The sequence below is a fragment of the Hydrogenimonas cancrithermarum genome (genome assembly GCF_030296055.1).
In the GTDB taxonomy this organism is placed as follows: Bacteria; Campylobacterota; Campylobacteria; order Campylobacterales; family Hydrogenimonadaceae; genus Hydrogenimonas; species Hydrogenimonas cancrithermarum.
This window is the reverse complement of record NZ_AP027370.1, coordinates 1,618,939-1,644,522: the sequence shown is the minus strand read 5'-3', so window position 1 is coordinate 1,644,522 and position 25,584 is coordinate 1,618,939. Positions and strand designations below refer to the sequence as shown.

30 protein-coding genes are annotated in these 25,584 nt (G+C 53.2%); 6 read left to right on the top strand and 24 right to left on the bottom strand.

Annotated elements, in window-relative coordinates:
- Positions 1–9 precede the first annotated feature (9 nt).
- From QUD54_RS08600 to QUD54_RS08495, 22 genes are all read right to left on the bottom strand, one after another.
- A complete protein-coding gene (locus QUD54_RS08600; protein ID WP_286336319.1) occupies positions 10–564 on the bottom strand; it encodes a peptidylprolyl isomerase in 555 nt (184 codons plus the stop codon).
- A gap of 82 nt (positions 565–646) precedes the next feature.
- The gene (gene rplS, locus QUD54_RS08595) at positions 647–1,006 is read right to left on the bottom strand and encodes a 50S ribosomal protein L19 (RefSeq protein WP_286336318.1); all 360 of its coding nucleotides are present in this window, start codon (positions 1,004–1,006) and stop codon (positions 647–649) included.
- The gene (gene trmD / locus QUD54_RS08590; protein WP_286336317.1) at positions 987–1,703 is read right to left on the bottom strand and encodes a tRNA (guanosine(37)-N1)-methyltransferase TrmD; all 717 of its coding nucleotides are present in this window, start codon (positions 1,701–1,703) and stop codon (positions 987–989) included. Before trmD ends, rplS begins: the two co-directional genes overlap by 20 nt.
- Positions 1,703–2,233, bottom strand: coding sequence for a ribosome maturation factor RimM (rimM, locus tag QUD54_RS08585; RefSeq protein ID WP_286336316.1), 531 nt, complete (start codon positions 2,231–2,233; stop codon positions 1,703–1,705). Before rimM ends, trmD begins: the two co-directional genes overlap by 1 nt.
- Positions 2,230–2,484: a KH domain-containing protein gene (locus tag QUD54_RS08580; RefSeq protein ID WP_286336315.1), complete on the bottom strand. Its 255-nt coding sequence runs from the start codon at positions 2,482–2,484 to the stop codon at positions 2,230–2,232. Before QUD54_RS08580 ends, rimM begins: the two co-directional genes overlap by 4 nt.
- A gap of 4 nt (positions 2,485–2,488) precedes the next feature.
- Positions 2,489–2,716: a 30S ribosomal protein S16 gene (rpsP, locus tag QUD54_RS08575; RefSeq protein ID WP_286336314.1), complete on the bottom strand. Its 228-nt coding sequence runs from the start codon at positions 2,714–2,716 to the stop codon at positions 2,489–2,491.
- Between the two features lie 105 nt (positions 2,717–2,821).
- Entirely contained in the window at positions 2,822–4,168 is a 1,347-nt protein-coding gene (gene ffh, locus QUD54_RS08570) for a signal recognition particle protein (RefSeq protein WP_286336313.1), read from the bottom strand.
- Positions 4,169–4,265: 97 nt separating this feature from the next.
- Positions 4,266–5,012 (bottom strand): RluA family pseudouridine synthase, encoded by a 747-nt coding sequence (locus QUD54_RS08565; RefSeq protein ID WP_286336312.1) that lies wholly within the window; start codon positions 5,010–5,012, stop codon positions 4,266–4,268.
- 18 nt (positions 5,013–5,030) lie between these two features.
- Positions 5,031–5,324 (bottom strand): DUF167 domain-containing protein, encoded by a 294-nt coding sequence (locus tag QUD54_RS08560; protein ID WP_286336311.1) that lies wholly within the window; start codon positions 5,322–5,324, stop codon positions 5,031–5,033.
- A complete protein-coding gene (gene waaA, locus QUD54_RS08555; protein WP_286336310.1) occupies positions 5,314–6,447 on the bottom strand; it encodes a lipid IV(A) 3-deoxy-D-manno-octulosonic acid transferase in 1,134 nt (377 codons plus the stop codon). Before waaA ends, QUD54_RS08560 begins: the two co-directional genes overlap by 11 nt.
- Before the next feature lie 31 nt (positions 6,448–6,478).
- Entirely contained in the window at positions 6,479–7,207 is a 729-nt protein-coding gene (locus QUD54_RS08550; RefSeq protein WP_286336309.1) for a zinc ribbon domain-containing protein, read from the bottom strand.
- A gap of 84 nt (positions 7,208–7,291) precedes the next feature.
- On the bottom strand, positions 7,292–8,014 hold the full coding sequence (locus tag QUD54_RS08545; RefSeq protein ID WP_286336308.1) for a Nif3-like dinuclear metal center hexameric protein: 723 nt from the start codon (positions 8,012–8,014) through the stop codon (positions 7,292–7,294).
- Positions 8,011–8,901, bottom strand: coding sequence for a glycine--tRNA ligase subunit alpha (glyQ, locus tag QUD54_RS08540; protein ID WP_286336307.1), 891 nt, complete (start codon positions 8,899–8,901; stop codon positions 8,011–8,013). The genes QUD54_RS08545 and glyQ overlap by 4 nt, the downstream gene beginning before the upstream one ends.
- Positions 8,898–9,155, bottom strand: coding sequence for a glutaredoxin family protein (locus QUD54_RS08535; RefSeq protein WP_286336306.1), 258 nt, complete (start codon positions 9,153–9,155; stop codon positions 8,898–8,900). The genes glyQ and QUD54_RS08535 overlap by 4 nt, the downstream gene beginning before the upstream one ends.
- Before the next feature lie 38 nt (positions 9,156–9,193).
- Positions 9,194–9,691, bottom strand: coding sequence for a hypothetical protein (locus QUD54_RS08530; RefSeq protein ID WP_286336305.1), 498 nt, complete (start codon positions 9,689–9,691; stop codon positions 9,194–9,196).
- Positions 9,684–10,553: a damage-control phosphatase ARMT1 family protein gene (locus QUD54_RS08525; RefSeq protein ID WP_286336304.1), complete on the bottom strand. Its 870-nt coding sequence runs from the start codon at positions 10,551–10,553 to the stop codon at positions 9,684–9,686. The genes QUD54_RS08530 and QUD54_RS08525 overlap by 8 nt, the downstream gene beginning before the upstream one ends.
- Positions 10,550–11,029, bottom strand: a complete 480-nt coding sequence (locus tag QUD54_RS08520; RefSeq protein ID WP_286336303.1) for a DUF3972 domain-containing protein — start codon at positions 11,027–11,029, stop codon at positions 10,550–10,552. Before QUD54_RS08520 ends, QUD54_RS08525 begins: the two co-directional genes overlap by 4 nt.
- 91 nt (positions 11,030–11,120) lie before the next feature.
- Positions 11,121–11,624: a 5-(carboxyamino)imidazole ribonucleotide mutase gene (gene purE / locus QUD54_RS08515; protein WP_286336302.1), complete on the bottom strand. Its 504-nt coding sequence runs from the start codon at positions 11,622–11,624 to the stop codon at positions 11,121–11,123.
- Between the two features lie 59 nt (positions 11,625–11,683).
- Positions 11,684–11,986: a hypothetical protein gene (locus QUD54_RS08510; protein WP_286336301.1), complete on the bottom strand. Its 303-nt coding sequence runs from the start codon at positions 11,984–11,986 to the stop codon at positions 11,684–11,686.
- Complete coding sequence (locus QUD54_RS08505) at positions 11,979–13,241, bottom strand: peptidase U32 family protein (RefSeq protein ID WP_286336300.1); 1,263 nt, start codon at positions 13,239–13,241, stop codon at positions 11,979–11,981. Before QUD54_RS08505 ends, QUD54_RS08510 begins: the two co-directional genes overlap by 8 nt.
- A gap of 4 nt (positions 13,242–13,245) precedes the next feature.
- Positions 13,246–13,926, bottom strand: a complete 681-nt coding sequence (locus tag QUD54_RS08500; RefSeq protein ID WP_286336299.1) for a chemotaxis protein — start codon at positions 13,924–13,926, stop codon at positions 13,246–13,248.
- A gap of 63 nt (positions 13,927–13,989) precedes the next feature.
- Positions 13,990–17,073 (bottom strand): efflux RND transporter permease subunit, encoded by a 3,084-nt coding sequence (locus QUD54_RS08495; protein WP_286336298.1) that lies wholly within the window; start codon positions 17,071–17,073, stop codon positions 13,990–13,992.
- Positions 17,074–17,154: 81 nt separating this feature from the next.
- Between QUD54_RS08495 and QUD54_RS08490 the strand changes: the two genes are divergently transcribed.
- Both QUD54_RS08490 and QUD54_RS08485 read left to right on the top strand, forming a co-directional pair.
- Positions 17,155–18,009, top strand: a complete 855-nt coding sequence (locus QUD54_RS08490; protein WP_286336297.1) for a CvfB family protein — start codon at positions 17,155–17,157, stop codon at positions 18,007–18,009.
- Between the two features lie 38 nt (positions 18,010–18,047).
- Entirely contained in the window at positions 18,048–18,827 is a 780-nt protein-coding gene (locus tag QUD54_RS08485; RefSeq protein WP_286338033.1) for a histidinol-phosphatase, read from the top strand.
- 18 nt (positions 18,828–18,845) lie between these two features.
- Here QUD54_RS08485 and QUD54_RS08480 read toward each other — a convergent pair whose 3' ends face one another.
- Positions 18,846–19,922, bottom strand: a complete 1,077-nt coding sequence (locus QUD54_RS08480; protein ID WP_286336296.1) for a hypothetical protein — start codon at positions 19,920–19,922, stop codon at positions 18,846–18,848.
- 153 nt (positions 19,923–20,075) lie between these two features.
- On the opposite strand from QUD54_RS08480, the gene glnA reads away from it, so the two are divergent.
- The 4 genes from glnA (at position 20,076) to QUD54_RS08460 (ending at position 23,705) form a co-directional block, all read left to right on the top strand.
- A complete protein-coding gene (glnA, locus tag QUD54_RS08475) occupies positions 20,076–21,506 on the top strand; it encodes a type I glutamate--ammonia ligase (RefSeq protein WP_286336295.1) in 1,431 nt (476 codons plus the stop codon).
- A gap of 78 nt (positions 21,507–21,584) precedes the next feature.
- Positions 21,585–21,743, top strand: a complete 159-nt coding sequence (locus QUD54_RS08470) for a hypothetical protein (protein WP_286336294.1) — start codon at positions 21,585–21,587, stop codon at positions 21,741–21,743.
- Positions 21,744–21,792: 49 nt separating this feature from the next.
- On the top strand, positions 21,793–22,458 hold the full coding sequence (locus tag QUD54_RS08465; RefSeq protein ID WP_286336293.1) for a response regulator transcription factor: 666 nt from the start codon (positions 21,793–21,795) through the stop codon (positions 22,456–22,458).
- A complete protein-coding gene (locus QUD54_RS08460; RefSeq protein WP_286336292.1) occupies positions 22,455–23,705 on the top strand; it encodes an ArsS family sensor histidine kinase in 1,251 nt (416 codons plus the stop codon). Before QUD54_RS08465 ends, QUD54_RS08460 begins: the two co-directional genes overlap by 4 nt.
- Here QUD54_RS08460 and htpG read toward each other — a convergent pair.
- Positions 23,702–25,513, bottom strand: coding sequence for a molecular chaperone HtpG (gene htpG / locus QUD54_RS08455; protein ID WP_286336291.1), 1,812 nt, complete (start codon positions 25,511–25,513; stop codon positions 23,702–23,704). The genes QUD54_RS08460 and htpG overlap by 4 nt on opposite strands.
- Positions 25,514–25,584: the final 71 nt, after the last annotated feature.

Genomic DNA, 25,584 nt, shown 5'->3' with positions numbered 1-25,584 from the left:
GCTACGACCCTAACGGATGGGTGTAGCCTTGATGATCTTGACAGGCTTTCTCGGCCTGTCTCTGCGGTCCGTCGAAACTTTCGAGATGTTGTAAACCGTCTCCATTCCCTCCTTGACGACTCCGAAGATCGTATAGTGGCCATTGAGCCACGGGGCACGTCCGACCGTGATGAAAAACTGGCTTCGGTTCGTATTGGGTCCGGCGTTCGCCATCGCAAGGATCCCGGGACGGTCGAAGACGACATTGGGAGCGAATTCGTCTCTGAAGGGCTTGTGCCAGATCGAATCACCCCCGCGGCCGGTGCCCGTCGGGTCGCCGCCTTGGATCATGAACCCTCGGATGATCCTGTGAAACGGTACCCCGTCGTAATACCCCTCCTTCACATGCTGCAGAAAGTTTTCGCTGGCGAGCGGCGCCCAGTCGGAACGGATTTCGAGCACGATATCACCCATATTCGTCTGTAGTTTGACCAAAGGGTGCTTCTGCGTTTCGGCATCGGTGCCGGATTGCTGGGCAAAAACGAGTGTATTTATAAACAGGAATATTGCGAGTAGTCGTTTCATGTCGATACCTTATCGTATTTATTTCAAAGGTATTGTAGCGAAAAGTGAGAGAAAAGCCCCAAAGGGAGAGGGGGCTTTTATGTTATTTGCGGCGAAGCTCTTTGATACGAGCCGCTTTTCCGCGGAGGTTGCGAAGATAGTAGAGTTTCGCACGGCGTACACGGCCGCGGCGAAGTACTTCGATGCTTTCGATGCTGTCAGAGTAGAGCGGGAAGATACGCTCGACACCTACATTGTTCGCACCGATTTTTCGGACGATAAAGGTTTTGCCCGTTCCTTCCCCACGAATGGAGATACAAACACCTTCGAAGTTCTGGACACGGGTCTTTTCACCCTCTTTAATGTTGACCGCGACGCGGACCGTATCGCCGGCACGGAAGGCCGGGATGTTCTTGCTTGCCATCTGAGCTTGTTCGAAAGACTCAATATATCGATTTTTCATCACTGTCCCTTTGGGTAAATTTCAAATATCGTTCCGGGCGAAAATATTTTGTTTTGGATAACGCCAGCATTTTTTTCAGGGCGTTAATTTTACTATGATTTCCCTTTAATAATTCTGAAGGAATGCTTAAATTATGGAAACTTTTAGGTCGTGTGAACGACGGTGCCTCGAGCAGAAGCGATTCGAAACTCTCCGCCTCGAGCGAATCGGCATTGCCGAGCACCCCCGGTACGATCCGGCTGATCGCATCGGCCATCACGAGCGAAGGAAGCTCGCCGCCTGTCAGAACATAATCGCCGATCGAAAAGAGTTCGTCGGCAAAAAGTTCGATGACCCGCTCGTCGATCCCCTCATAGCGGCCGCTGACGAATGCGACATGCCGTTTCTGCCTGGCAAGCCGCTTCGCGTCGCTTTGGCGGAAAGGTTTCCCTACCGGCGACACAAAGACGACATGCACCTCCGGCGACTCGGCTTTGAGAGACGAGAGTGCATCGCAAAGCGGCTGCGCCATCATCACCATTCCCGCGCCGCCACCGGCCATCGTGTCGTCGACTTTGCGATGCCTGTCTTCGGTAAAGTCGCGCGGATTGAGGTAGTCGACCTCCAGCAGCCCTTTCGCGATCGCACGCTTCAGGATGGAGTCTTCGAAGTACCCCTCCATAAGCGAACGGAAAAGCGTCACGAACGTAAAACGCATCAACTCGCGTCCAGTATCGCTTTGGCCCCTGACGTCACGACCTTTCCCTTTTCGAGATCGACTCGGTCGACATACCGGCCGATATAGGGAATCAGGAAACTTTTGGCAGCCCCCTGCTCGACCAGAGAGGGAGCTGTCCCGACAACGAGATAATCGGTCCCGGCCAGACGCTCTATCTCTTCCACTTTTCCGAGAAGCTCTCCCGCATCTTCCACATCGAGTCCGATGATCTGATACCAGAAGTACTCTCCTTCATCCAGCCTGCAGGCCGCTTCTCCCGCCTCTTTCGTCGTGTAGAGGTAGGCATTGGTGAGCCGTCTGGCGTCGTCGACATTGTCGATGCCTTCAAATCGTACGATTCCACGATCCGCATTGAAGGCGCTGATCGTCAAATCTCCCCTGTCGCTCATGAAGGTGGCACCTTTCTTGAACTGTTCGGGGAAATCGGTGAGCAGATTGAGCCGCAGATCGCCGCGAAGCCCGACCGCCTTGCCGATACGTGCAACCGGAAGCTTCTCCGAAGCGTTCACCCCTCCCGCTCCTCGGTCGTTCGCACATTGACCCGGTAGTTGACGCCGTCCTTGGCTTTACAGCCGCTGATCACCGTTTTGAGCGCATTGATCATACGCCCCTCTTTGCCGATCAGCTTTCCGGCATCCTCTTTGTGCGTGTAGATGACGATCTCGTCGAAGTTTTCACCAAGGTTACGACGCTCGACGACGACATCTTCCGGGTGCGATACGACAAGTTTCGCGAAATCACGCACAAAGGTTTCGATCATTCGCTTACTTTCCGGCGAGTTTTTTGACGCGCTCGCTCGGCTGAGCACCGACGCTGATCCAGTAGTTGTAGCGCTCTTCGTCGATCTTGACCGTCGCGGGCTCCGTCATGGGGTTGTAGTATCCGATCGACTCGATCCAGCCGCTGTCTCGTCGTTTTCGGCTATCCGTTACAACGATTCGGTAAAATGGGCGTTTCTTGCGTCCCATGCGTGTCAGTCTGATTGTAGTCATTTTTTCTCCTTGAGTTTGTGTCTTTTTTTCATGCTACCTTAAGAGGCATTGACCTAAGCGATTGACGGGATCGTTTAGGTCAATGCCCCGCAGGAAACGAGCGTGTCAGCGGGGGAACCCGCCGCCGCCCTGCATCTGGCTCATCATGTTCTGCAGATCCTGCATCCCTTTTTTGCCGGAAAACTTCTTCGCCATCTTCGCGGCGTTCTTGAACTGTTTGAGGACTTTGTTGACCTCCATCTGGCTCAAACCCGCACCCTGTGCGATACGGCGTTTGCGGCTGTTGTTGAGCAGATCCGGATTTTCCCGCTCTTTTGGCGTCATCGAGCTGATAAGCGCTTTGATCTTTTTGATCTCACCGGAGTTTTCCAAATCCAGATCTTTGATGGCACCCGCCATTTTCCCCATGCCCGGAATCATTCCGATCAGAGATTTCAGGCTTCCGAGTTTCTTCATCTGCTCGAGCTGCTCGAGAAAGTCGTTGAAGTTGAACTGCCCTTTTTTGATCTTTTTCGCGACCCGCTTCGCCTCTTTTTCGTCGATGACGGCCGATGCCTTCTCGGCGAGAGACTCGATGTCGCCCGCTCCCATCAGCCGGCCGACGATACGGTCCGGGATGAAGACCTCCAGATCCGGCATCTTCTCGCCCGAACCGATAAAGCGCAGCGGAACGCCTACCTGCTTGGCGATACCGAGCGCGACACCACCCTTGCTGTCGCCATCGTATTTGCTCAAAATGACACCGGTGAGGCCGAGCTCTTTGTTGAACGCCGCGGCACTTCGAACGGCATCCTGGCCCGTCAGCGAGTCGGCGACATAGAAGATCTCGTCCGGATGAAGCACCTCTTTGACGCGCTTTATCTCGTCCATCAGCGCTTCGTCGATCGCCAGACGGCCGGCGGTGTCGACGATGAGGACGTCGTAGTTGCCCTCTTTCGCTTTCTCGAGTGCCTTTTTGGCAACCTCGACCGGATCTTTGATCGATTCGTCCGCAAAGACGTCGACTTCGATCTGGTTCGCGATCTGGCGAAGCTGCTCGACCGCGGCCAGCCGCTGAAGGTCGGCTGCCGCCAGAAGAACCTTCTTCTTGCGAAGCTTGAGGTAGTAGGCCAGTTTCCCCGAAGTCGTCGTCTTGCCGGACCCCTGCAGGCCGGCCATCATGACCACCGTCGGAGGTGTCGGGCTGTAGACGAACCCCTGCTTTCCCGGTGCCGTCAGGATATCGGTCAGTTCTTCTTTGAGCGCTCCCAGAAAGTTCTCTTTCCCGATGCCTTTGCGTTTCGTTTCACGCTCGACGACGCTTAGCAGCTCTTTGACGACTTTGTGATGTACGTCCGCTTTGAGCAGCGATTTTTTCAGTTCATCGAGTGCACGCTTCAGGGCCTTTTCATCATCCTTGAAACGTATCTTGCTGATGGCGTTCTGAAAACTGTTGCTTAAATGTTCAAACACGGCTGCTCCTACCTCGCTCTACTGGGTCTACTAAAAGTGCGGAATTTTACCTTATAAAGACTTTAATTTTAATTAAATATAAGAAAAGCCTCTGCCTCTATCCGCCCGCGAGAACATCGAACCCTTTGGGCTCTTTCGCTTTGAAATCGTATCCGAGCAGTTTGAGCTCGAGCGCATGCAGCAGCATCCGGTTGGTCTGGGCCGAAGTCACGCCGTACTGACGGTCTCCGATGATCGGATGGCCGATGCTTTTGAGATGCACACGGATCTGATGGGTCCTCCCCGTTTCGATAATGACGCGCAGTTTCGTCCGTTTTCCGGAGATCATGATCGGCTCGATATGGGTCACGGCATCTTTTCCTTTGCGGTCCACCTTGCTGTAGGCATGACCGTTCTGTTTGATCGTCTTGAGCGGTTTGTCGATCGTCATCGGTTCGCTGACGATGCCCTCGACCCAACAGCTGTAGACTTTGTACACCGCACGTGCCTTGAACGCTTCGAGCGCTTTCTTCTCGAACTCCTTCGTTTTTGCGAGCAGCAGCACGCCGCTCGTTTCGCGGTCGAGCCGGTGCAGAAGCCTGGCGCCCTGAAACTCCTTGGCCGCTTCGTCGCTTGTGAGGAAGGCGGGTTTGTTGAGAGCCAGAACCTCGTTGTTTTCGTAAATCACGTCGACACTGTGAAGCTTCAGCACTCTAAACTTCGTATCGACCGGGAGTTCCCCTCTGGCGATCGCGACCTTTTTGTTGCCCACATAGACGACCCCGCGATCGATCAGCTCTTTGGCTTTCGAATTCGAAAGCCCCATTTGAACCGCCAGCAGTTTATACGCTTTTTCTTTTTCCATAATATTTTCTATCCTGTTTCAATTTTCGGCCTCGACCTCTTCGATGAATCGCACGACACTCTCCGTTTTCGGAAGGCGGATCCGCTTGCGTTTGGATCTCTCGCCCGAAACGAAGTGAATGGAGCTTTTCGGAATCTTGAAGCGTTTGGAAAGGAACTTCACCAACTCTTTGTTCGCCGCTCCTTCGACCGCAGGGGCCTTGATCTTTATTTTGAGTGTATCATCGAAAATTCCGGCCACTTCGTTTCGGCTGCTGGCAGGCCGGGCATCGATATAAAGATCGACCGTCTCGTCTCTTTCATCATACCACATTGGCCATCCCTTCGAAAAGCGGTTCGAGCGAAACGGCCGTTTCGAGACGAAGAGGCTCACCCTCCAGCGCCCGGTCGAGTGCCGTTTCAAGCGTTTCGAGATCGCAAAAAATCGCTCCTTCGACAGCCGAGAACATCGCCTTTTGATTGAAGATCTCCCGGCCGCTGACGAGCCGGCATCCGAAAGGAATCACCTCGGCCGGATTGTGGCCGCCCACGGGAACGAACGCACCCCCGAGAACGACGATGTCACTGATGGCGTAAAAATTGACCAGTTCACCCATCGCGTCGATGAGAACGATATCGGCATCCAGGGCGGCCTCTTCGCTCCATCTGGAAAAAGAGAGGCCCGCTTCGCGTGCCGCCGACTCCGCCACTGCAGCCACTTTACCGAACCGCTCCGGATGACGGGGAACCAGCAACAGCTTCGCGTCCGGATGCCTCTTTTTCCATGCGACGAACGCGTCGAGGATGCCCTCTTCCTCACCCTCGTGCGTACTCGCCGCCGTGACGACGATCCCCTCCGGCTTTGCGTAACGTCTGGTCGCTTTCGCCGGTTGTGCCAACTTGATGTTTCCCGTGACCTTCACATCTTTGGCCCCCAGCTCCAGCAGCCGCCTTTTATCGGTTTCGCTCTGGGCGTAGACTTCATCGATGTTCGCGAAAATTTTTCTGTAAAACCATGCGAATCGAAGGTAGCTTCGATAACTTCGATCGGAAATGCGTGCATTGATCAGCATCGTCTTGGCACCGCTTCGTTTGGCGAGATAAAAAAGCAGGTACCACAGTTCGGCTTCCATCACGACCAATACCTTCTGTGGACGCACCCATAGCCACAAAAGCGGTTCGAAGGGAAGATAGCGCACCGTTTCAGCCACCTTTTTCGCCTCCTCGAAACCGGTCTGCGTCGTCGTCGTCAAAGCCACTTCATCCGCATCCAGCGCTTCGATGAGCGGCTTCAGCGCACGCGTCTCTCCGAAACTGCAGGCATGAAACCAGATGCGGCCTTCCGGGAGCGGCGGGTTGTGCCATAGAAAAAAGCGGGCTGGAATCGAACGGCGATACTTTTTTTTGAATGAAAAAAGGAGGATGATGGGTAAAAAAAGGAGATAAAGCCCCCACACGGAAAGTGTGTAGAGGGCGGTAAAAACGGAATTATTCAGCGTTCGCTTCTTCTTTTTCTGTTTCAAGGTAGAGAATGCGTCCACAGTGTGGGCAGTTCGTAATCTCTTCGCCTTTGATCACTTCGGCGTAAGTCTTGTCGTTGATCTTCATGAAACATCCCATGCATGCCTGTTTCCGGACTGGAACGACCGCCGTATTTTTCGCCCAGCGTCGGATCTTGTCGTAAAAAGCGAGAATCTTCTGGCTCATTTTGGAGACCAGTTCCTGCTTCTTTTTGAAGAGTTCCTGCTTCTCTTTCTCGATTTCGGCCAACTCTTTCTCGATCTCTTCTTTGAGGAGCGCACTTTTCTCCATAATCGCTTCGAGTTCCGCTTTTTTCGTCTCGATCTCCGCTTTGCGTGTTTCGATCAGGTTTTCGAGACGTTCGATCTCTTCGTTGGCGAAATCGAGCTGCTCTTTCGCGATCTCCTCTTCAAGCTGCAGCGCTTTGATCTCTTTTTCGGTCTTCGCCTCGGCGCCCTTTTTCTTGTTCGCCTCGAGTTTGTCGATCAGCTCCTGAATGTGCAGGTCGTTTTTCGCCTTTTTGAGTTCGGCATCTTTGATATCTTCTTCGAGCTGAAGAATCTCACGTTCGACCGCGCTTTCTTGCTCTTCGACCTCCGCCAGTTTGGCACGTGCCTCTTGGATTCTCGGTTCGAACGCATCGATCGCTTTGTCGATTTTCGAAAGTTCTATAAGCTCTTCTAGATGCTTGTTCATGGATTTCCTTACATTGATGTTTGTTTCAAACAAAGCGTGGTTCAGCTACGCGCGGGCCCTCTGCTTTGCTTTCGATAGCGTATATCAAATATAGCCAAAGGGGTTGATTGATTGTGCAATTATAACCGGAATCGGCAAATTTTTCAAATGTGCGCCCAACGCTTCGGCGAAATACTTCTCGCTCTCGAAGTGGCCGATGTCGGCCATCATCAGCCCTTTCGAAAGGGCTTTCATCGCATCGTGAAACTTGATGTCGCCGGTCAAAAAGAGATCGGCTTCGACCGAATCCATCAGGCTCGCACCCGATCCCGTCGTCATGGAGACGCTTCGGATCGTCTCTTTTTTTCCGACGATCCGAAGCGTCTCGAGCCCAAGCCGCGTTTTGACCTCTTTCAACAGCCGGCCGGCCTCCCATTTGCCCTCGGCACGACAGACAAAGCCTTCGCACTCCGCACCCTGAAAACCCAGCACCTTTTCGAAAACGTATCGGTTGAGATGGGTCTGGTCGAAATTGGTATGCATGGCGATCATCGCATGGTTTTTGCGGATCATTTCGCGCAGAAGATTGGCCGGGTATTCGCTCCAGAGCAGGCGTTTGAGCCCCGAAAAGATAAGCGGATGGTGAAGAACGAAAAGGGTGTTCTCTTCCGCCGCTTCGATCATCCCGGCATCGATATCGACACTTAGAACGACCTTCTCGATACGTTGGGATTCGTCACCGAGCAGAAGCCCGCTGTTGTCCCACTTCTCCTGCAGCTCGAAAGGACTCAGTTCATCGAGCCGTCCGTAGACTTCGCCGACCGTCACTTCGGGTTGCCCCCGATGCGCGCTTCGCGCTCCTGCTCCTGCGCTTTGTAGAGCTCCGCACACCCTTTGGCGAGATCACGGATTTTGAGGATGTAGTTGGCGCGCTCGGTCACCGAGATCGCCTTTCGGGCATCGAGGGTGTTGAAGATGTGCGATGCGATCATGCACTGATCGTACGCCGGCAGCGGCAGGCCGGCGTCGAGGCAGCGGCGGCACTCGGCGGCCGCGTCGTCGAAGTGGCGGAAGAGCATCTCGACATCGGCCACTTCGAAATTGTATTTGCTGAATTCGTACTCGCTCTCTTTGTGGACGTCGGCGTAGGTCGTCACCTTCCCGTCCTTCTCGTTCCAGACGATGTCGAAGACCGACTCGACCCCCTGCAGGTACATCGCCAGCCGCTCCGTTCCGTAGGTGATCTCGGCCGCCACCGGGTCGCAGGTGATGCCGCCGACCTGCTGGAAATAGGTGAACTGCGTCACCTCCATGCCGTCGAGCCAAACTTCCCAGCCAAGCCCCCACGCGCCCAGCGTCGGAGACTCCCAGTTGTCTTCGACGAAACGGATGTCGTGCCGGCTCAGATCGAGCCCCAGGTACTCGAGGCTTTTGAGGTAGAGATCCTGGATATCGTCGGGGCTCGGTTTGATCAGAACCTGAAACTGGTAATAGGCCCCCAGACGGTTCGGGTTCTCTCCGTAACGCCCGTCGGTCGGACGGCGGCTGGGTGCCACATAGGCCGCAGCCCACGGCCTGGAATCGAGGCTTCGTAGAAGCGTCGCCGGATGAAACGTCCCGGCACCCGCCGGAATATCGTATGGCTGAACGATGTTGCAGCCCTGCTGCGCCCAGAAAGTCTGAAGTTTGAGAAGAAGGTCGGTAAATGTGATCATCTAAGGTCCAATGCTTTTTTGATTTTCGGTTCGTCGAATCCACAGATCCACTGACTCCCGACGAGAACCACCGGCACCCCGCGACAGCCGTGGCGTTCGCAATCTTTGGCCGCCTGCTTGTTGGTACTGATGTCGATCGTTTTGAATTTGATGTTGTTGCGTTTGAAGAAGGTTTTGGCACGGGTACACCAGATGCATCCGGGTGATGTAAAAAGAACCACCTGTTTTTGTCGTTTGGGTTTCGTTTCGGCCATTTCAACCCTCCTTATCGTAAAATTTTCTGCGAATTATATCACTTTTCCAGCGACAGGGCGTTCATGATATACATCTCAAGATTCGCGCCCGTCACACCACGCTCGACCGCATCGTCGTAGAATTTCGCCACTTTGGCGTGGTAGGTCTCGTAATCGTAATAGGGGAAGTGGATTTTCCACGCCTGCCTGATCATTTTCTCGGCCATCTTCTCGGCTGCCCACTGTTTGAAAATGGAAAGAATGCCGAAAAAGAGTAGCGTAAAGACGACGGCTAGAATGATCGCGACGTGGCAGTCGATCTTGGCCAGAATCTTGTGAAAGATGAGCGCCAGTGGAATGAGAACGAGATTCCAGACGACGATCATGAAGAGGTAGGCGCGCCCCAGCCGCAGCTTGACGCCTGGTATCTGCCCTTCCAGCGGCATATTGTCGACAAAGAGTTTGTTGGCCCGCATCAATTCGTTGAAACGCATCGGATGCTTCGGCTGTGTAAAGATAAACGGCAGCAGTTTTTCGTCGATCAGCTTGTCAAACATGGCACTCCCCTTTGTAGCAGATAATGTCGCCGACGTCGCGTCCGAGCGAAGATGCGACGACGTTGCATTTGACTTTCAGTAAAAAGAAGGTCGGACGTGTCAGCGTATCGCTAAGCGATTCGTAGTTGCCCATCCCTTTGGCGATGACGACATCGGCGTTCTCGTATGCCGCACGCATGACGCCGCTTGCACGCGAAAGGTCGAGTCCCGGCGTATCGACACCGCTGTCGACAATCTCCGCCACTTCGTCGATTTTCGCCTCTTCCGCCTCTTTTATCGTCACATCGTTGATGATCGGCACCCCGCGTACCGCGTATCCGATCCAAAGTTTCGGAAAAAGCGTTTTGAGCCGCTGCATCAGCACTTTGTCGAAAAGGTGTTCGCCCGCATTGTCGCCAACGACCAGCACCCTTCGTGCCGATTCGAGCATCGTGCGAAGCTCGCCGCTGTCGTCGATGGCGAACGGTGTCTCGAACACCTTCGCCACCTCCTCTTCCAGATCGAACTGCTCGGTCGCGGCCAGATCGATCACGTTGCCCGCCACCGCCGCTTTCAAGGCCGCATGAAACGGGTCGACACTTTTGTCGATCATCGCTTCGATATAGGGCAGAAAGGCTTTGGCATGCTCCGTCGCTTCACGCTTGAAATCGCGGTAAATGTCGTCGGTCTGCAAAATTTCGGCGATCTTCGGATAGACTCGCGCCGCCACCTGTGGCGGTGTTTCGTCGAAGCGCCACTGCGGCACCATGCATCCGATAGTGTCGAGCACCTTTTTCGTCGTCTCTTTGTCGACATGGAGCGTCTCGCAGACACGAAGCGCCTGTGAGAAGATACAGGCAACGCATTCGGGTGTCATATTCATTTTTCCGCTCCGGCATGTTTTTCGACCACTTTGCCCCACATCAACTTGTATTTTCTTTTCATGAACTCGAGCTCTTCGCGTGTGGCGTTGAGCTCGTTGCTGAGGGTTTCGATCGTCTTTCTGTCCTCGTCGTAAAGCTCCTGCATCGACATCAGCGCATCTTTGAGAAACTGGTTTTCGTTTTTGAGCGCTTGAAGCGTCTCATCTTTCGCATCGACGACCTTCTCGTGCATCGTCAAAATCGTACCGATCGTCTTTTCGACGAACTGGATGCCGTCTCCGGTTTCCAGGTCGACCTTCAGCACTTCACCGCCGGCCGAGGCACTGGGAAGATGCCGCTGAGAGTCGGCTTCGATGAAAATCTCTCCATCCTCCTCTTTCGAGACTATCTCGCCGCTGTCGACAAGTGCGAGCACCTCGTCGAAATCTTTCCCAACCAGCTTTGCATAGGCTCTGATACTCAACCATGTTTTCATTTCAATTCCTTACGCTTTCCGGGCAGAGCCCGGAAAGCTGCGTTAACACCGGGTTTGCTTCGGCAGCCGGGCCGTCCACGGCCCAACCGGCTCATTGTTTCGAGATCAACACCTCGATCTCAGCCGAATCGGTTTCGACCTTTTTCGCTTTCGCCAGCCGGTCTTCGGTCAACTTTACCTTCAGTTCGTCATCGTCGATCGCCAAAATCTGCATCGCGAGGTAGGCGCTGTTGATGGCACCCGCTTTTCCGATCGCCAATGTCGCGACAGGCATGCCTGCCGGCATCATGACGGTACTGAGCAACGCATCCTCGCCGCGAAGGTCGGACGAACTCATCGGGACACCGATCACCGGCTTGATGGTCGTCGCCGCAACGGCCCCTGCGAGGTGCGCCGCCATGCCTGCCGCAGCGATAAAGACGACTGCCCCTCGCTCTTCGGCATCTTTGATGTAGGTTTTGGTCCGTTCGGGACTTCGATGCGCCGAGGAGATGATCAGTTCATACGGAACCCCGAACTTCTCCAATGTCTTGCCGCACTCTTTCATAACCTCGTAGTCACTCTTGCTTCCGATGATGATCGATACAAATCGCATATCTTTCCTTTTTTAGATAAAAGTTGAAAACCGAGAACTTGGCTAGAAGCTTTCGGTTTTCAACTTTTCGCGTCCTCTTCCTTCTCTTCGCAATAGACCCTTTCGACGATGGAGAGTTTGAAGTCGCCGAAATCTTTCTTCAATACAAACCCGAGAAAATAGATGGAGGCGAAGATGCCGATTCCCATATAGATGAGATTGCCGATCATGGCGATATTCTGTTTCGACATGCCCAGAAAGCCGGCGACAAAGGCGAAAACGGTGATGAACACCAGCGAGCCGATGAAAGTCGCCACGACGGTGCGCCACTGCCATGCCCACCAGATACGCAAAAGGCGTTTGACCGTCAGCCGCTCATCCATCGAGAGGCTTTCTCAAAAAGGTAAAGGGCGGCAGGGGTGCGGGTAGAAGAATCGGGTTTTCGTTGCCACTGTGAATGCACGCATATGTTTTGCCTTTGGGTGTTTCGAGCCTTTTCATCTTCAGCCACCAACTTCCGTCTTCCTTTTGAAAAATCTCGCCCCGCTCGTTGCCGACACGCTCCTCGAGGGGCTCGGGTGAAAGGATCTCCATCTCATCCCCTTCGCACACTTTGTCCTTGGCCAAAAAAGCCAACCCGTGTTCATCGACCAGTGCCTGGACCTGATGCGTCCCCTCGCTGATCGAACTTTCCAGGCTCTGCGTCCCTTCCCGTTCAAACGGCCGATGGATCAAATAGGCGTCGGTAAACCCCCGGTGTTTGGTCGTACGGAGCTCTTTTTGGTACTTTTCGGCTTCAAATCTCCCGGCGTAAAAGTCGTCGATCGCCTGCCGGTAGGCGTGTGCCGTCACGGCAACGTAGTAGGGGCTCTTCGTACGTCCCTCGATCTTGAGCGAATCGACGACGCCGGAAGAGAGAATCTCGTCGACATGGCTGGCCAGGTTCATATCTTTGGCGTTCATGATGTAGGTACCGATACCCTCCTCCTCTTCGAGCCGGAAAGCGACACCCGTCTCGGGGTTCTCGGCATAGAGGACATAAGGGAAACGGCAGTCGTTGGCACAGCTGCCCCGGTTGGGAACCCGACCGCTCTGCAAAGAGCTGATGAGGCAGCGGCCGCTGTAGGCGAAACACATCGAACCGTGAACGAAGACTTCGAGTTCGAGGTCGGGAATCGTCTTTTTGATCGCTTCGAGATCCCTGAGGCTGATCTCGCGCGCGGCGATGATGCGGCTGACACCTTGGTCGTAGTAAAACTGCGCATCGAGCACATTCATGACGTTCGCCTGAGTGGAGAGGTGGATCGGGATGTCGGGCGCCACCTCCTTGGCCATCTTCACGAGTCCCGGCGTCGCGATGATAAACGCGTCGGGCCCCATCGCCGCCATCTTCTCCATATGGCTTCGATAGAGCTCGAGCTGGGAGTTGAAAGGAAATCCGTTGATCGTCACATAGACTTTTTTGCCGAGCGCGTGGGCGTAGTCGATCCCCTCCTGAAACGTTTCGTAGGTAAACTCTTTGCCGCTGCGGATACGCAGCGAAAAGTGGCTCACTCCGGCGTAGACGGCATCCGCACCGTAGGTGAACGCGATTTTCAGTTTTTCGAGATTGCCCGCAGGCGAAAGAAGTTCGACCATGAAACTATTTGCCTCCGAATTGCGCGATCAGCGCTTCGATATCGTCGTTGGAGATCACCTCTTCGACATGGCTGTCCCCTTCGATATGACGGGCCGACTTGACCCGTTTTTCATCTTCCACATTGCCTTCGAAAAGTGCGCTCATATATTTGCTGAGTGCCCGCATGATATTGATGACACGCTCGATCTTCTGACGATGGATATCCTGGTACTGCATCGTATCCATCGCTCCCAGAATCTGGTCGTTGGCACTCTGAAGCATGGCGACTGCCTCATCGGCGAGTTTCTGCAGCTCGTCCGCCTCGTCGGAGGCTTTTTTGAAGCGCTGGATATGGGGAAATTTTTCACGAAGCGTTCCGAACAGATTTTCGAAATCGTTGGCGATCGCCTGCATCCGTTCGAGTGCCGAAAGTGCCCCTTCGATATCGTTCATAACGATATCGAGCGCATCGAAGATTTCGCTCGCCTTCTCCTCGGAATCGCGCGTGACATCGTCGAGCTGGCTGACGACACGGTGCTCTTTGGTCGCCGGCGGAGGGGTGATCACCTCCTCTTCCTCCACACTCTCTTCGGAGGCTTCGGCCACATCGACGGTTTCATCGGTCATTTCGCTCCCCTCGACCGGTTCGTCCGACTCCAGGTCGAGGTCTCCGGCCATCAGTGCATCGAGCTCTTCTTGTGTCATGCTGCTACCCTTCGGTTTTGTATGAATCGCATAAATTATATTGCTTTGTTCATTATAGGAAAATTACGGCCCTTTTTCAATGCCGTTGACGACCGCATAAAGCGTAGGGAGATAGAAAAGATTGAGGACGGTCCCCCAGAGGAGCCCAAAACCGATCGAAACGGCGATCGGCTGCAGAATCACCGCCTGGCCCGTCGCGAAGAAGATCAGCGTGAAAAGCCCGAGAAACGTCGTGATCGAGGTAATGAGGATGGGCCGAAGACGCAATACCGCACGCTCGAAAAAGCTTTTCGTCTCATGGGTGCCATGCAGGAAATCGAGCATGATGATTCCATCGTTGACGACGACTCCCGCGAGCCCTAGAATCCCGATGATCGAAGGCATCGTGAGATTGATGCCCAGCATCAAATGGCCGGCAAGCGCGCCCATGATCGAAAAGGGAATCACCGACATCACCATCAGTGCATATTTGATCTTCGAAAAGATCAGCAGCAGAGCGATAAGTATCAGAAAGAGTGCCACGACCACCGCCTTTTTCATCTCCTTCGCCAGCTGGGTATTTTTCTCTTTCTCTCCCATCAGACGGATCTTCACGCCCTCTTTTTCGATGCTTTTCAGCAGCGGATCGACGCGTTCAAGGACATCGTTCGCCGTGGTTCTGCGCTTGTCGATCGTAGCGAAGACCGTTTTGACGATCTCACCGTCACGCTTCTTGATCTGCATGAAGTCGCGCGACTTGACGAAATCGGCGATCTCGGTCAGCTTCACGTAACGGCCATCGGCGAGCGGATAGTCGAAATTTTCGAGACGGGCGAGATCGTCCTTTCCGATCTCTTCGGTTCGGATCTCCACAATCCCCTCCTCGCCGAACGTCAATGCCTGACGCCGTTGCAGAAAATAGCCCGAAAGCAGACGTGCCACCTCTCCTTCGCTGAGCCCGAGCTTTTCGCCGTAGTCGTTGATTTTCAGACGATACTCCGTTTTGCCGTATTGCAGATTGTCGCTCACGCCCGTCACGCCGTCGAGAGCGCCCAATGCCTCTTTCACTCTTTCGATCGCGGCGACCACCTTCGTATCGTCGTTTCCTGTAAAGTTGATCTTGATATCGTTGCGAATCACACCGATATGACGCTGCCGTACCCCCAACTCTTGGAGTGGATATTTTTTTCTGAACGGGGCGATGATCGCTTCGATCTTATGTGCCAGCGCATAGGTGGCGATCTCTCTTCGCTGATCGGGGTCGTTGAAATCGAACGAAAAATTGAGCAGAGGATTGAGATAACGGTTGATCCAGTCACGCGGTTTGAGATCGTAAAGCTCCATCGTGATGTAGAACGATCCGTTGTCTTTCTCGTTCTCACCGCCCATCGTCGTACGCGATCCGGCCACGGCCGAAACCGACTTGAGACCGAGTTCCTCTTTATGCGCCAGGAGCGCCTTTTCGATCGCTTTGGCGACGCGGTGGGTCGTTTCGATCGGTGTATTGATATCGAGCCTCCCTGTGACATAGATATAGCGGCTGTCGAATGTCGGAAAGAACTGAAAATGGAGCTGTTTCACCATCACCACCGTCAGAACGGGAATGCCGATCAAAAAGAGTGAGAGAAAGCTCTTTTTGTGGCGGACGATGAAGATGAGCGCTCGTTCATACTTCCGCTGCAGAGGACGCCAGTCGACCATATTGCGCCCTTTTTTCAGAAACTCTTCGGCATGAAGTGGCAGAAAAAAGAAGCTCTCGATCAGTGAACCGAGCAGCACCATGACGACGACGATCGGAATGAGAATGATGAAATGGGAAATCTCTCCCGAAAGCAGAAAGAGCGGCAAAAAGGCGACGATGGTCGTCACCGTCGCCAGCGTTACCGGCAACACCATCTCTTTGACACCGCGCAGCACGGCGCTGCGACGATCCATCCCTTCGTCGATATAGCGCTGGATATTTTCCGCCACGACCACCGCGTCGTCCACGACGATCCCGATGACGATAAGCGCACCGAGCAAAGAGACGATGTTGATCGTGTAGCCCAGATTGTAGAGAAAGAGCAGGCCGATCGCGAAGGAAAAGGGGATTCCAAGTGTCACGATCGCGGCAATGCGCAGATTGATCAGCAGCGCCATCGTGACGAAAATGAGAACGAGCCCGAACATGATATTGGAGATGATGACATCGAGCCGTTTTTTGATCGGGATCGAACTGTCGTGGTAGATATCGAGAATCAGATCGGGATACTCCTTACGGAGTGTTTCGACCAGTTCTCTCAGCTCTTTCGAGAGGCGTATCGCATCCCCTTCGGCCGACTTGTAGACTTTGAGCGTCACATTGTCACGCGTATTGAACGAAGAGAGCGTCGCCGTCTGCGCCAGGTGGCGCGATACCCGCGCCACGTCGCCCAGGCGGATCATCTTGCCGTCGACTTTCAAGCGCGCCTCCCGCCACGCTTCTTCCCCATGCTTGCCATGCACCGTCGAGAGAAAGACGTAGTTGCCGGGCTCTTCGATATTTCCAACCGGATAGATGTAGGAGAGGTTGGATATGGCGTTGAGCAAGCTCTTTTGGCTGATGCCGTACGCGCTTGCCGCTTCGGTGTCGATACGCACGAGGATCTCTTCGTCCGAATCTCCGAAAATTTTCACCTCCGCGATATCGGGCCTATGCATGATGCGGCTCTTGATCGCTTTGGCGGCGGCGATCAGTGCGTCACGCGTCAGTGTTTCGGACGAAAGCGAAATCGAGAGAAGATCCCGTTTGCGCGTCAGAAGCGTCGCCACCGGTTCGGTCATATCGGCAGGCAGGTACTGGCGGTTGGCGGCGATGGCATCCTTGACCTTGCTCAGCACATCGATCGGATCGGCATCGTCACTCAGCGTCAAAATAATGTCGAAACGTCCCGGAACGATGATCGTCTCGGTCGTTTCGATCCCGCTGATCCCCTCGATCGCATCCTCGATATCGCGTACCGCCATCTTGTCGAGAATCTTCGCACTCGATCCGGGATACCCGCCGCCGACGTCGATCATATTGAGTGTCACGTCGGGAAAGAGCTCTTTGGGAATATCGCGGTAGGCCGTGACGCCGGCGATCAGGATAAACAGAAGCAGCACATAATGAAGTCGCTTGTTGGTGATAAAATATTCGATGATTCGCATCCGCTCTTACGCTCCGAAAAAGAGATGCCCCATTTTAGCAAAGCTCGGCCCATGTCACGGAAAATCCGCTATAATCACCTTATGAATGAATATCTGGAACTTGGAAAAATCAACCGATTGAAAGTGGCACGCGAAACGGACCACGGGCTCGTGCTCGCCTCCGAAAAGGAGAAGGAGGTACTACTGCCGAAGGCCTACGTCACCGAATCGATGAAGGTAGGTGACGAACTCGACGTTTTCGTCTACACCGACAGCGAAGACCGCATCGTTGCGACGACGGAGCGCCCCAAAGCGATGCTCGGGGAACTGGCCGAAATGGAAGTGGTCGATACGACACAGCACGGGGCTTTCGTCGACTGGGGGCTTCCCAAAGACCTCTTCGTACCGAAAATGTTTCAGCGCGAACCGATGCGAAAAGGGGAGCGCCACCTGATCTATGTCGCCTATGACGAGAGAACACATCGGCTGGTCGGCACGCAGAAGTTCGACAGAGTGCTGGAACGCTCTCCGAAAGATCTCAAACGCAATCAGGAGGTTGAACTCTTCGTCTACGCCAAAACCGACCTCGGCTACAAAGTGGTGGTCGACAGAAAGTATGACGGTCTCGTGTTCCATTCCGAAGTCTTCGAACCGATCGAAATCGGCAAGAGGACGAAAGGTTACGTGAAGATCGTTCGTGATGACGGCAAAATCGACATCCTGCTCCGCCCAATCGGAAAAAAGAGCGATACGCTGGCGGCCGAAAAGGTATTGGCCTACCTGAACGATCACAAAGGGATGATGCCGCTCAACTACAAGAGCGATCCGGAGCGGATCAAAGCGCTGCTGGGGCTGAGCCGGAAAAATTTCAAACGGGCATTGACGAAACTGATCGAGACGGGGAAAATCGAAGTGAAAGAGAACGGAACGTTTCTCAAAACGAGGAGTGGGAAGTGAGAAGTGAGGAGCCGCAAATCGCAAGCCGCAAGTCGCAAGTGACGGTCGATCTGCACAACCATACGACACGCTGTAATCATGCGGAGGGGTCGATCGACGACTATATCGAAAAAGCGATCGCCGAGAAAATCGATATCTTCGGTTTTTCCGATCACGCACCGATGGATTTCGATCCGCGCTACCGTATGGGGTTCGAAGAGATGCAGGCGTATGAAGAGGATGTCAAAACGGCACGTCGAAAATATGCCGGACAGATCGACATCAGACTGGGATACGAAGTCGACTATCTGCCGGGCCATATGGATGCACGGGTGTTGCATGCCGATGTCGACTACCTCATCGGGTCGGTCCACTTCATCGACAAATGGGGGTTCGACAATCCTGAATTTATCGGAAAATACGAAGGTGCCGACATCGACGGCATCTGGCAGGACTATTTCGACCTGGTCGAAGCGATGGCGAAAGAGGCGAAGTTCGACATCGTCGGCCACCTCGATCTGATCAAAGTCTTCAAATATGTCCCGAAAACCGATGTACGCCTCATCGCCGAAAACGCCATGGATGCGATCAAAAAAGCCGACATGGTCATCGAGATCAATGCCGCCGGCTACCGCAAACCGATCGGCGAACCCTACCCCAGCCGCCAACTTCTCGAAATGGCGTATGAACGCGACATCCCGATCACCTTCGGGTCGGATGCGCACGCACCGGAACAGGTCGGATTCAAAAAGGAGGAGATTCGGGCTTTCGCCAAGTCGGTCGGCTATACCAAAGCGGCACACTTCAAAGGACGCGACCGGGAACTCTCCCTATTTTAATCAACCGGTGGACCCCCTCTACCAGCGGTAGGTGCCGAAATAGAAATCGAGGTAGAAACGGAATGCATAGTTGGGACGGTAGTCATGCCGCCTGTGAAAATTGACACTCGGCATGAGTTCGTAGAAAAACCATTTGCGCCATACGTTCCGCCGCCAGCTCAATTCCGTCCGATAGTCGCTGATACCGCCGTAAGGCTCACTCATGACAGGAGGCTCGGTACCGTCGTCGACACTGTAACTGTATTGGGTATTGCCCCAGAAGGTTTGCGACACTCTCCATCCGGTCTCCCGGCTTCCTGTATAGAAATAGCTGAATATGAAAGCGTAATCCATCCCATCGGTCCGGGTCTCCGTTTTCCGGTAGAGCTGAAGACGAAACAGCGATACATCGTTCGGTTGGGTATCGAAATAGAGATCGGTCTCTTCCTCGAATTGATATTTCGTGGAGTATTCGAAACTCTGAACGGGTTCGATGATCCACTCTCCCGTTTCGAAAAGGATGTTGTAGCGTGCACGAACATAGGGGTGAATGCCAACCAACCCGATAGAGTATTTCGACCTGACACCGTAGGCTTCGGGGGCGAAATAGTTGATCCCCAGACGCGGGGCGGCATTTTTTTCGTCGGTATCTTCGAGAACGTTTTTCGCGTTGTCTTTGTTGACATCCTCCACGAAGAGATTGAAGCGTTTTTTACTCCGTGAAAGCGGAAGATGGGCGCTCACCCTTACATTGAACTCGTTCTCCTCGCGATTTTGAAACTGCGTATCGAAACGCACTCTCAAATAGGTGTCATCCGTTTCGCCGAGATACTTGTCGCTCTGAAAGAAGGCGTCGGTCGACGTTCGCTCCTTCAGCAGCTTCTCCTCTTCGCTTTTCGCCCTCCCGGGCTCCGTCGAATTCTCTTCGCCGCCGAGCCATTCGGAGAGCGTGACGTCGACCATGTCCGACCACTCCAGCACTTTCTCGGAAAAACTTTTATGCAACTCGTCCATATATCCCTCTTGCTGCGAGGTATTGCCTTCCGCCATGCCATCCGACACCAGCAACAGCCACATACATCCGATCGAGAAAAATAATTTCTGATAATTGAACATGAATAAATGATAAAATAGAACTCCTTAAGAAGAGTTTCAACTTAAAACGCTATTTCCCTTTACGACTGCATATTTTTTAATCAACTCTTTCACTTGTCTCTTACAGTTTTTTTGTTACAATACCCGATATTTTAAATTTTCCAAGGAGAGACAATGGGCAAATTTGTCAACAATGTCGATGAGTTTTTCAGATTCTGTGCGGACAACGACGTCAAATTCGTTGACCTGCGCTTTACGGACATCAAAGGGGCATGGCACCACCTGACCTATCTTCTGAGCGCACTCGACAAAGATATGCTGAGCAATGGCCTTCCGTTCGACGGCAGCTCCATCGAAGCATGGCAGCCGATCAACAAATCGGATATGATCCTCAAGCCGGATATCGAAACGGCGTTCCTCGATCCGTTTACCGCGGATCCGACGATCATCGTATTCTGTGACGTTTTCGACATCTACAAAGGCGAACTCTACGAAAAATGCCCGCGCTCGATCGCGAAAAAGGCACTCAAGTATCTCGAAGAGTCCGGCATCGGCGATGTCGCATTCTTCGGGCCAGAAAACGAATTCTTCATCTTCGACGACGTTCAGATCAAAGACGAGATCAACGAGTCATTCTACCGTGTCGACAGTGAAGAGGGTGAATGGAACGACCCAAGCCGCAACGACGACTTCGGCAACATCGGACACCGACCACGCACCAAAGGCGGTTACTTCCCGGTCGCCCCGACCGACAGCATGGTCGATCTGCGCGCCGAGATGATGCAGGTTCTCGAAGAGGTTGGCCTCGAAGTGGTCCTCGGACACCACGAAGTGGCACAGGCGCAAGGCGAGATCGGTGTCAAATTCGGTACCCTCGTCGAAGCTGCCGACAATGTCCAGAAGTACAAGTACGTCGTCCGCATGGTCGCTCACCTCAATGGAAAAACCGCGACATTCATGCCGAAACCTCTCTTTGGCGACAACGGAAACGGCATGCACGTTCACCAGTCCATCTGGAAAGACGGCAAAAACCTCTTCTACAAAGAGGGCGAGTACGGCAACCTTAGCGAAACGGCACGTCACTACATGGGCGGCGTCTTGAAACATGCACAGGCGGTTGCGGCATTCACCAACGCGACGACCAACTCCTACAAGCGTCTGATTCCGGGCTTCGAAGCACCTTCTATCCTGACCTATTCGAGCCAGAACCGCTCCGCTTCTATCCGTATCCCTTATGGTGCCGGCGAAAAAGCGACGCGTATCGAAACACGCTTCCCCGACAGCTCCGCATGCCCGTACCTTGCCTTCACGGCACTGCTGCTTGCAGGTATCGACGGCATCAAAAACAAATATGAGCCGGTCGGCCCGATGGATATCGACCTTTTCGAGCTGAGCCTCGACGAGATCCGCGAAAAAGGTATTCAGCAGATGCCTCACACACTGCGCGAAGCGGTCGAAGCGATGATCAAAGACAATGATTTCCTCAAGCCCGTCATGAGCGATGCGTTCATCGACGCATACAAAACTTACAAATTCGAAACGCAGATCTGGCCTGACGAATCCCGCCCGACCGCCTTCGAATTCAAAACAACTTACTCTTGCTAATCTCTATCCGCGCCGGTCTCGGCGCGGACTCCTTTCGTTCATTCCCGTTTACAAAATATTGACAGCCGATTGACTTCGATGACGTATACTTTCACGACATTCAACCTTTACGGAGTCTATATGCTGGTACGTTTTTTTGCCCTTATCTGTGCCCTGCTTCTGACCATCGGATCGGCGATGCAGCAAAGCGTGTACGATAAAAACACTCTGCCCCAAAAACATCACATTTCAAAATAGCGTATAATATACCAATGACCAATGGGCACTCTACGAAAGGCTGAAGAAGATGATAAACATTTTAATGATCGAAGACGATATCGATATCAGCTCGCTTTTGGCCAAATTTCTCGCACAATACGGTATGAACGTTCAGTGTGTCGAAACACCGAAAGCCGCACTCAATGCACTGCAGCTCGACCAATACGACCTGATAATTCTCGATCTCACGCTACCACAGATGGACGGTCTCGAGCTTTGCAAACTGATCCGAAAAGATTACGACATCCCCATCATCATTTCGAGCGCCAGAAGCGATCTGACAGACAAGATCATCGGCCTCGAATACGGTGCGGACGACTATCTTCCGAAACCCTACGAACCCAGAGAGCTCGTCGCACGTATCCAGACGGTCCTTCGCCGCTACCGCCCCACCCTTCGAAACGAAGGGAGCGATTTCGAACTCAACGAAGGGAAGATGCAGATCAGATTCAAAGGCGAGCTCCTCGATTTGACAACGGCGGAGTATGAGATTCTGCGCCTCCTTCTTCTCAACGCCGGTACGGTACTCAGCCGTGACTACCTGGCCAACAATGCGGAATCGATCTCATGGGAGAGCAGTGAAAGAACGATCGACGTCATCATCAGCCGTGTCAGAAACAAGATCGGTGACAATCCGAAACAGCCACGCTACATCCATTCGATCCGTGGTGCAGGGTACAAATTTACGCCGTGAACCGACACTCGATCTTTTTCAAACTCAACCTCATCTTTCTCTTTTCGCTCGCGACACTCATCGCCTTTTTCGTGATGATGGTGCGCGAAATCCAGACGCAGGAGCTGCGCCTGCTCGAAAAAAAGGTGGTCACCAGCGAATCCGAGATCCGTAAGATCATCATTCATGACGGCAAGAATCTCGAAGAGTCGTTCAGATCCAAAGGATATCGGCCCATCGAAGACCCCTCCGCTATCAGAGCGAAACTGAAACCGATATTTCAGCATCCTCCCGCTTCTTTTCCGGAAACACTGCAAGAGCGCATCCACGACGGCCGTCTGAAGATTTATCGCGATGGCAACCACCTCTATTTCGAATTGATCGGGCCGACACACAGTCGTATGATATCGACACCCATCGATGCCTACCGTCCCAAATGGATCGCACTCTTTTTCGGCAGCATGATCGGTGTCGTTCTCCTCCTCTACTGGACGATGCGGCGCAGCCTGATTCCGCTCAAGACGCTCGCCACGCAAATCCGACGGTTTGGCGAGGGGGATATGACGATCTCGACCCGTTCCGACAAAAAAGACGAGATCGCCTATGTCGCCAACCAGTTCGATGCCGCCGTCAAAAAGATCAAAGCGATGAAAGAGGCCCGCACGCTCTTTATGCGAAACATCATGCACGAGCTCAAAACACCGATCACGAAAGGGAAATTGAGTGTCGCACTGATCGAAGAAGGTGTCGAGGCCGAAATACTTCGCCGCGCCTTTTCCCGTATGGAGGAGCTGATTCAGGAGATGGCACAGATCGAACTCATCACATCCCAGTCGCTCGAACTGAAGATGCAAAAATGTGACCTCGAAACCATCGTCGAAAATGTCGCGACGCTTCTTTTTGTCGAACCTGAGCGGATCAAACTCTCCTGTCACCCCTGCTCGATCGTCGCCGACTGCGACCTGATCACGATCGTTCTGAAAAACCTGATAGACAACGCCTTTAAATACGGTACCGACAAACGCGTCGACCTCTGTTACAGAAAAGATGTTTTGGAAGTGATCAACAAAGGAGCGCCTCTGGCGCAAAGTTTCGAGCGGATGATCGAACCATTCGCCAAAGGGTCGCCGTCAGGTTCGAAAGAGAGCTTCGGCCTGGGGCTCTATATCGTCAAATCGATTCTCGACGCCCACGGTGCTGAACTTTCGCACCGCTATGAAAAGGGACGCCACCACTTTGTCATTACCGGCCTGAAGCCGGCACGTTAGATCGCTTTGGCGATCAGGCGGTTGAGGCGGGCATTGAAATCGGCGATATCCTCCACTTCGATACCTGCCGCCATCTTCGCTTCGTCGAGCACGACATGGGCGATGTCCCGCGTCACCGCTTCATCGTTCTTTTCCAGCAATTTCTTGAAGATTTCATGGTCGGGGTTGATTTCGAGAATCGGTTTGGGTGTCGGTACCTCCTGCCCCATCTGACGCAGAATCTGCTGCATCGCCACGTCGGGATCGTTCTTGTCGAAGACGACACATGCCGGCGAATCTTTGAGGCGTCCGGTCAGTCGGATATCTTTGACACTTTCGCCAAGCTCCGCTTTCATCGCTGCGATGGTCGAGGCGAATTTCTCTTTCACTTCGTCACTCACTTCACCCTCTTCCTCGACATTGGCGATATTTTCAAGCGGCGTGCCGTCGTATTCGGCCACGGCCGGCATGACGATCGCATCGACCTCATCGTCGAAGAGGAGCACTTCTATATCCTCTTCTTTGAACTTCTCGAGCAGCGGTGAGTGGCGCAGCAGGTTTTCATCCTCTCCCATGATATAGTAGATCTTCTCCTGCCCCTCTTTCATCGCCTCTTTGTACTCTTTCAGCGTGATGTAGCCCTCACGCTTGCTCGACTTGAAGAGCATCAGATCGAGCAGCTTCTCTCTGTTTTCGAAGTCACTGTAAATCCCCTCTTTGAGCGCCTTGCCCATCTCTTTGAAGAAATCTTCGTATGCTTCGCGGTCTTTTTCGAGCAATTTTTTCAGTTCGCCCAAAATCTTCTTGACGCTCGCCTTCTTGATTTTGGAGAGGATGACGTTCTCCTGCAAAATCTCGCGGCTGACATTGAGAGGCAGATCCTCGGCATCGATGATACCGCGCACGAAACGCAGATAGGTCGGCAGCAGTTCGCGCTCTTCGTCGGTAATGAAAACCCGCTTGACATAGAGCTTCACGCCCGGCTGATAATCGACGCGGAAGAGATCGATCGGCGCTTTTTTCGGGATGTAAAAGAGCGTATAGTACTCCAGCGTTCCCTCGGCACGTGTATGGATCCACAGAAGCGGGTCCTCACTGTCGTGGCTGATCTGCTTGTAGAACTCTTTGTAATCCTCGTCGCTCAGTTCGCTCTTTGACAGACGCCACAGAGCCGAAGCTTTGTTGATCTGTTCCTCTTCGCCCTTCTCGTTGACGAGATAGATCGGGAAAGGGATATGGTTGCTGTACTTCTCGACGATGCTCTTGATGCGCCATTCGCTGGCGAACTCTTCGGCTTCGTCGCGCAGATAGAGGGTAATCTCGGTGCCATAGTTCTCTTTTTGGGCCTCTTCGATCTCGTAGGAGCCATCACCTTCGCTGACCCATTTCCACGCCTTCTCTTCGAGCGGCTTTTTACTCAGTACTTCGACCTTTTTGGCCACCATGAAGGAGCTGTAGAAGCCGACGCCGAACTGACCGATCAGATGGCTGTCTTTTTTCGCGTCACCCGTAAGGCTTTCGATGAAATGTTTCGTACCGCTTTTGGCGATGGTTCCCAGGTTTTCGACCATCTCCTCTTCGTTCATGCCGATTCCCGTATCGCTCACGGTCAGGCTCTTTTTATCCTTGTCGAACGAGATGACGATTTTGGATGGCTGCTCGAGCTCTTTGTAGTTCTCGTCGGTCAGCTTCAGATACTCGAGCTTGTCGAGTGCGTCGCTGGCGTTGGAGATGAGCTCGCGCAGAAAGATCTCTTTGTTGGAGTAGAGCGAGTGAATCATCAGGTGCAGCAGCTGATTCACTTCGGTCTGGAATTCATGTTTTGACATTGCAAAACTCCTTGATTTTTTATTCAGAATTTTACAATGTTGACAGTTTCAATGTCAAGTTTTATGACTTT

Bases quoted from the DNA above. Each gene is read 5' to 3' on its own strand.
- QUD54_RS08505 (WP_286336300.1), bottom strand. From the start codon at position 13,241: ATGGTCGAACTTCTTTCGCCTGCGGGCAATCTCGAAAAACTGAAAATC.
- glyQ (WP_286336307.1), bottom strand. From the start codon at position 8,901: ATGATCACATTTACCGACCTTCTTCTCAAACTTCAGACTTTCTGGGCG.
- QUD54_RS08480 (WP_286336296.1), bottom strand. From the start codon at position 19,922: ATGTTCAATTATCAGAAATTATTTTTCTCGATCGGATGTATGTGGCTG.
- QUD54_RS08535 (WP_286336306.1), bottom strand. From the start codon at position 9,155: ATGGCCGAAACGAAACCCAAACGACAAAAACAGGTGGTTCTTTTTACA.
- QUD54_RS08465 (WP_286336293.1), top strand. From the start codon at position 21,793: ATGATAAACATTTTAATGATCGAAGACGATATCGATATCAGCTCGCTT.
- QUD54_RS08520 (WP_286336303.1), bottom strand. From the start codon at position 11,029: ATGAAAACATGGTTGAGTATCAGAGCCTATGCAAAGCTGGTTGGGAAA.
- QUD54_RS08490 (WP_286336297.1), top strand. From the start codon at position 17,155: ATGAATGAATATCTGGAACTTGGAAAAATCAACCGATTGAAAGTGGCA.
- glnA (WP_286336295.1), top strand. From the start codon at position 20,076: ATGGGCAAATTTGTCAACAATGTCGATGAGTTTTTCAGATTCTGTGCG.
- QUD54_RS08525 (WP_286336304.1), bottom strand. From the start codon at position 10,553: ATGAATATGACACCCGAATGCGTTGCCTGTATCTTCTCACAGGCGCTT.
- QUD54_RS08560 (WP_286336311.1), bottom strand. From the start codon at position 5,324: ATGTGGTATGATGAAAGAGACGAGACGGTCGATCTTTATATCGATGCC.
- rplS (WP_286336318.1), bottom strand. From the start codon at position 1,006: ATGAAAAATCGATATATTGAGTCTTTCGAACAAGCTCAGATGGCAAGC.
- QUD54_RS08500 (WP_286336299.1), bottom strand. From the start codon at position 13,926: ATGACACAAGAAGAGCTCGATGCACTGATGGCCGGAGACCTCGACCTG.
- htpG (WP_286336291.1), bottom strand. From the start codon at position 25,513: ATGTCAAAACATGAATTCCAGACCGAAGTGAATCAGCTGCTGCACCTG.
- purE (WP_286336302.1), bottom strand. From the start codon at position 11,624: ATGCGATTTGTATCGATCATCATCGGAAGCAAGAGTGACTACGAGGTT.
- trmD (WP_286336317.1), bottom strand. From the start codon at position 1,703: ATGCGTTTTACGTTCGTGACGCTTTTCCGTTCGCTTATGGAGGGGTAC.
- QUD54_RS08550 (WP_286336309.1), bottom strand. From the start codon at position 7,207: ATGAACAAGCATCTAGAAGAGCTTATAGAACTTTCGAAAATCGACAAA.
- QUD54_RS08510 (WP_286336301.1), bottom strand. From the start codon at position 11,986: ATGGATGAGCGGCTGACGGTCAAACGCCTTTTGCGTATCTGGTGGGCA.
- rpsP (WP_286336314.1), bottom strand. From the start codon at position 2,716: ATGACTACAATCAGACTGACACGCATGGGACGCAAGAAACGCCCATTT.
- QUD54_RS08600 (WP_286336319.1), bottom strand. From the start codon at position 564: ATGAAACGACTACTCGCAATATTCCTGTTTATAAATACACTCGTTTTT.
- QUD54_RS08580 (WP_286336315.1), bottom strand. From the start codon at position 2,484: ATGATCGAAACCTTTGTGCGTGATTTCGCGAAACTTGTCGTATCGCAC.
- QUD54_RS08530 (WP_286336305.1), bottom strand. From the start codon at position 9,691: ATGTTTGACAAGCTGATCGACGAAAAACTGCTGCCGTTTATCTTTACA.
- QUD54_RS08470 (WP_286336294.1), top strand. From the start codon at position 21,585: ATGACGTATACTTTCACGACATTCAACCTTTACGGAGTCTATATGCTG.
- QUD54_RS08495 (WP_286336298.1), bottom strand. From the start codon at position 17,073: ATGCGAATCATCGAATATTTTATCACCAACAAGCGACTTCATTATGTG.
- QUD54_RS08565 (WP_286336312.1), bottom strand. From the start codon at position 5,012: ATGGAAAAAGAAAAAGCGTATAAACTGCTGGCGGTTCAAATGGGGCTT.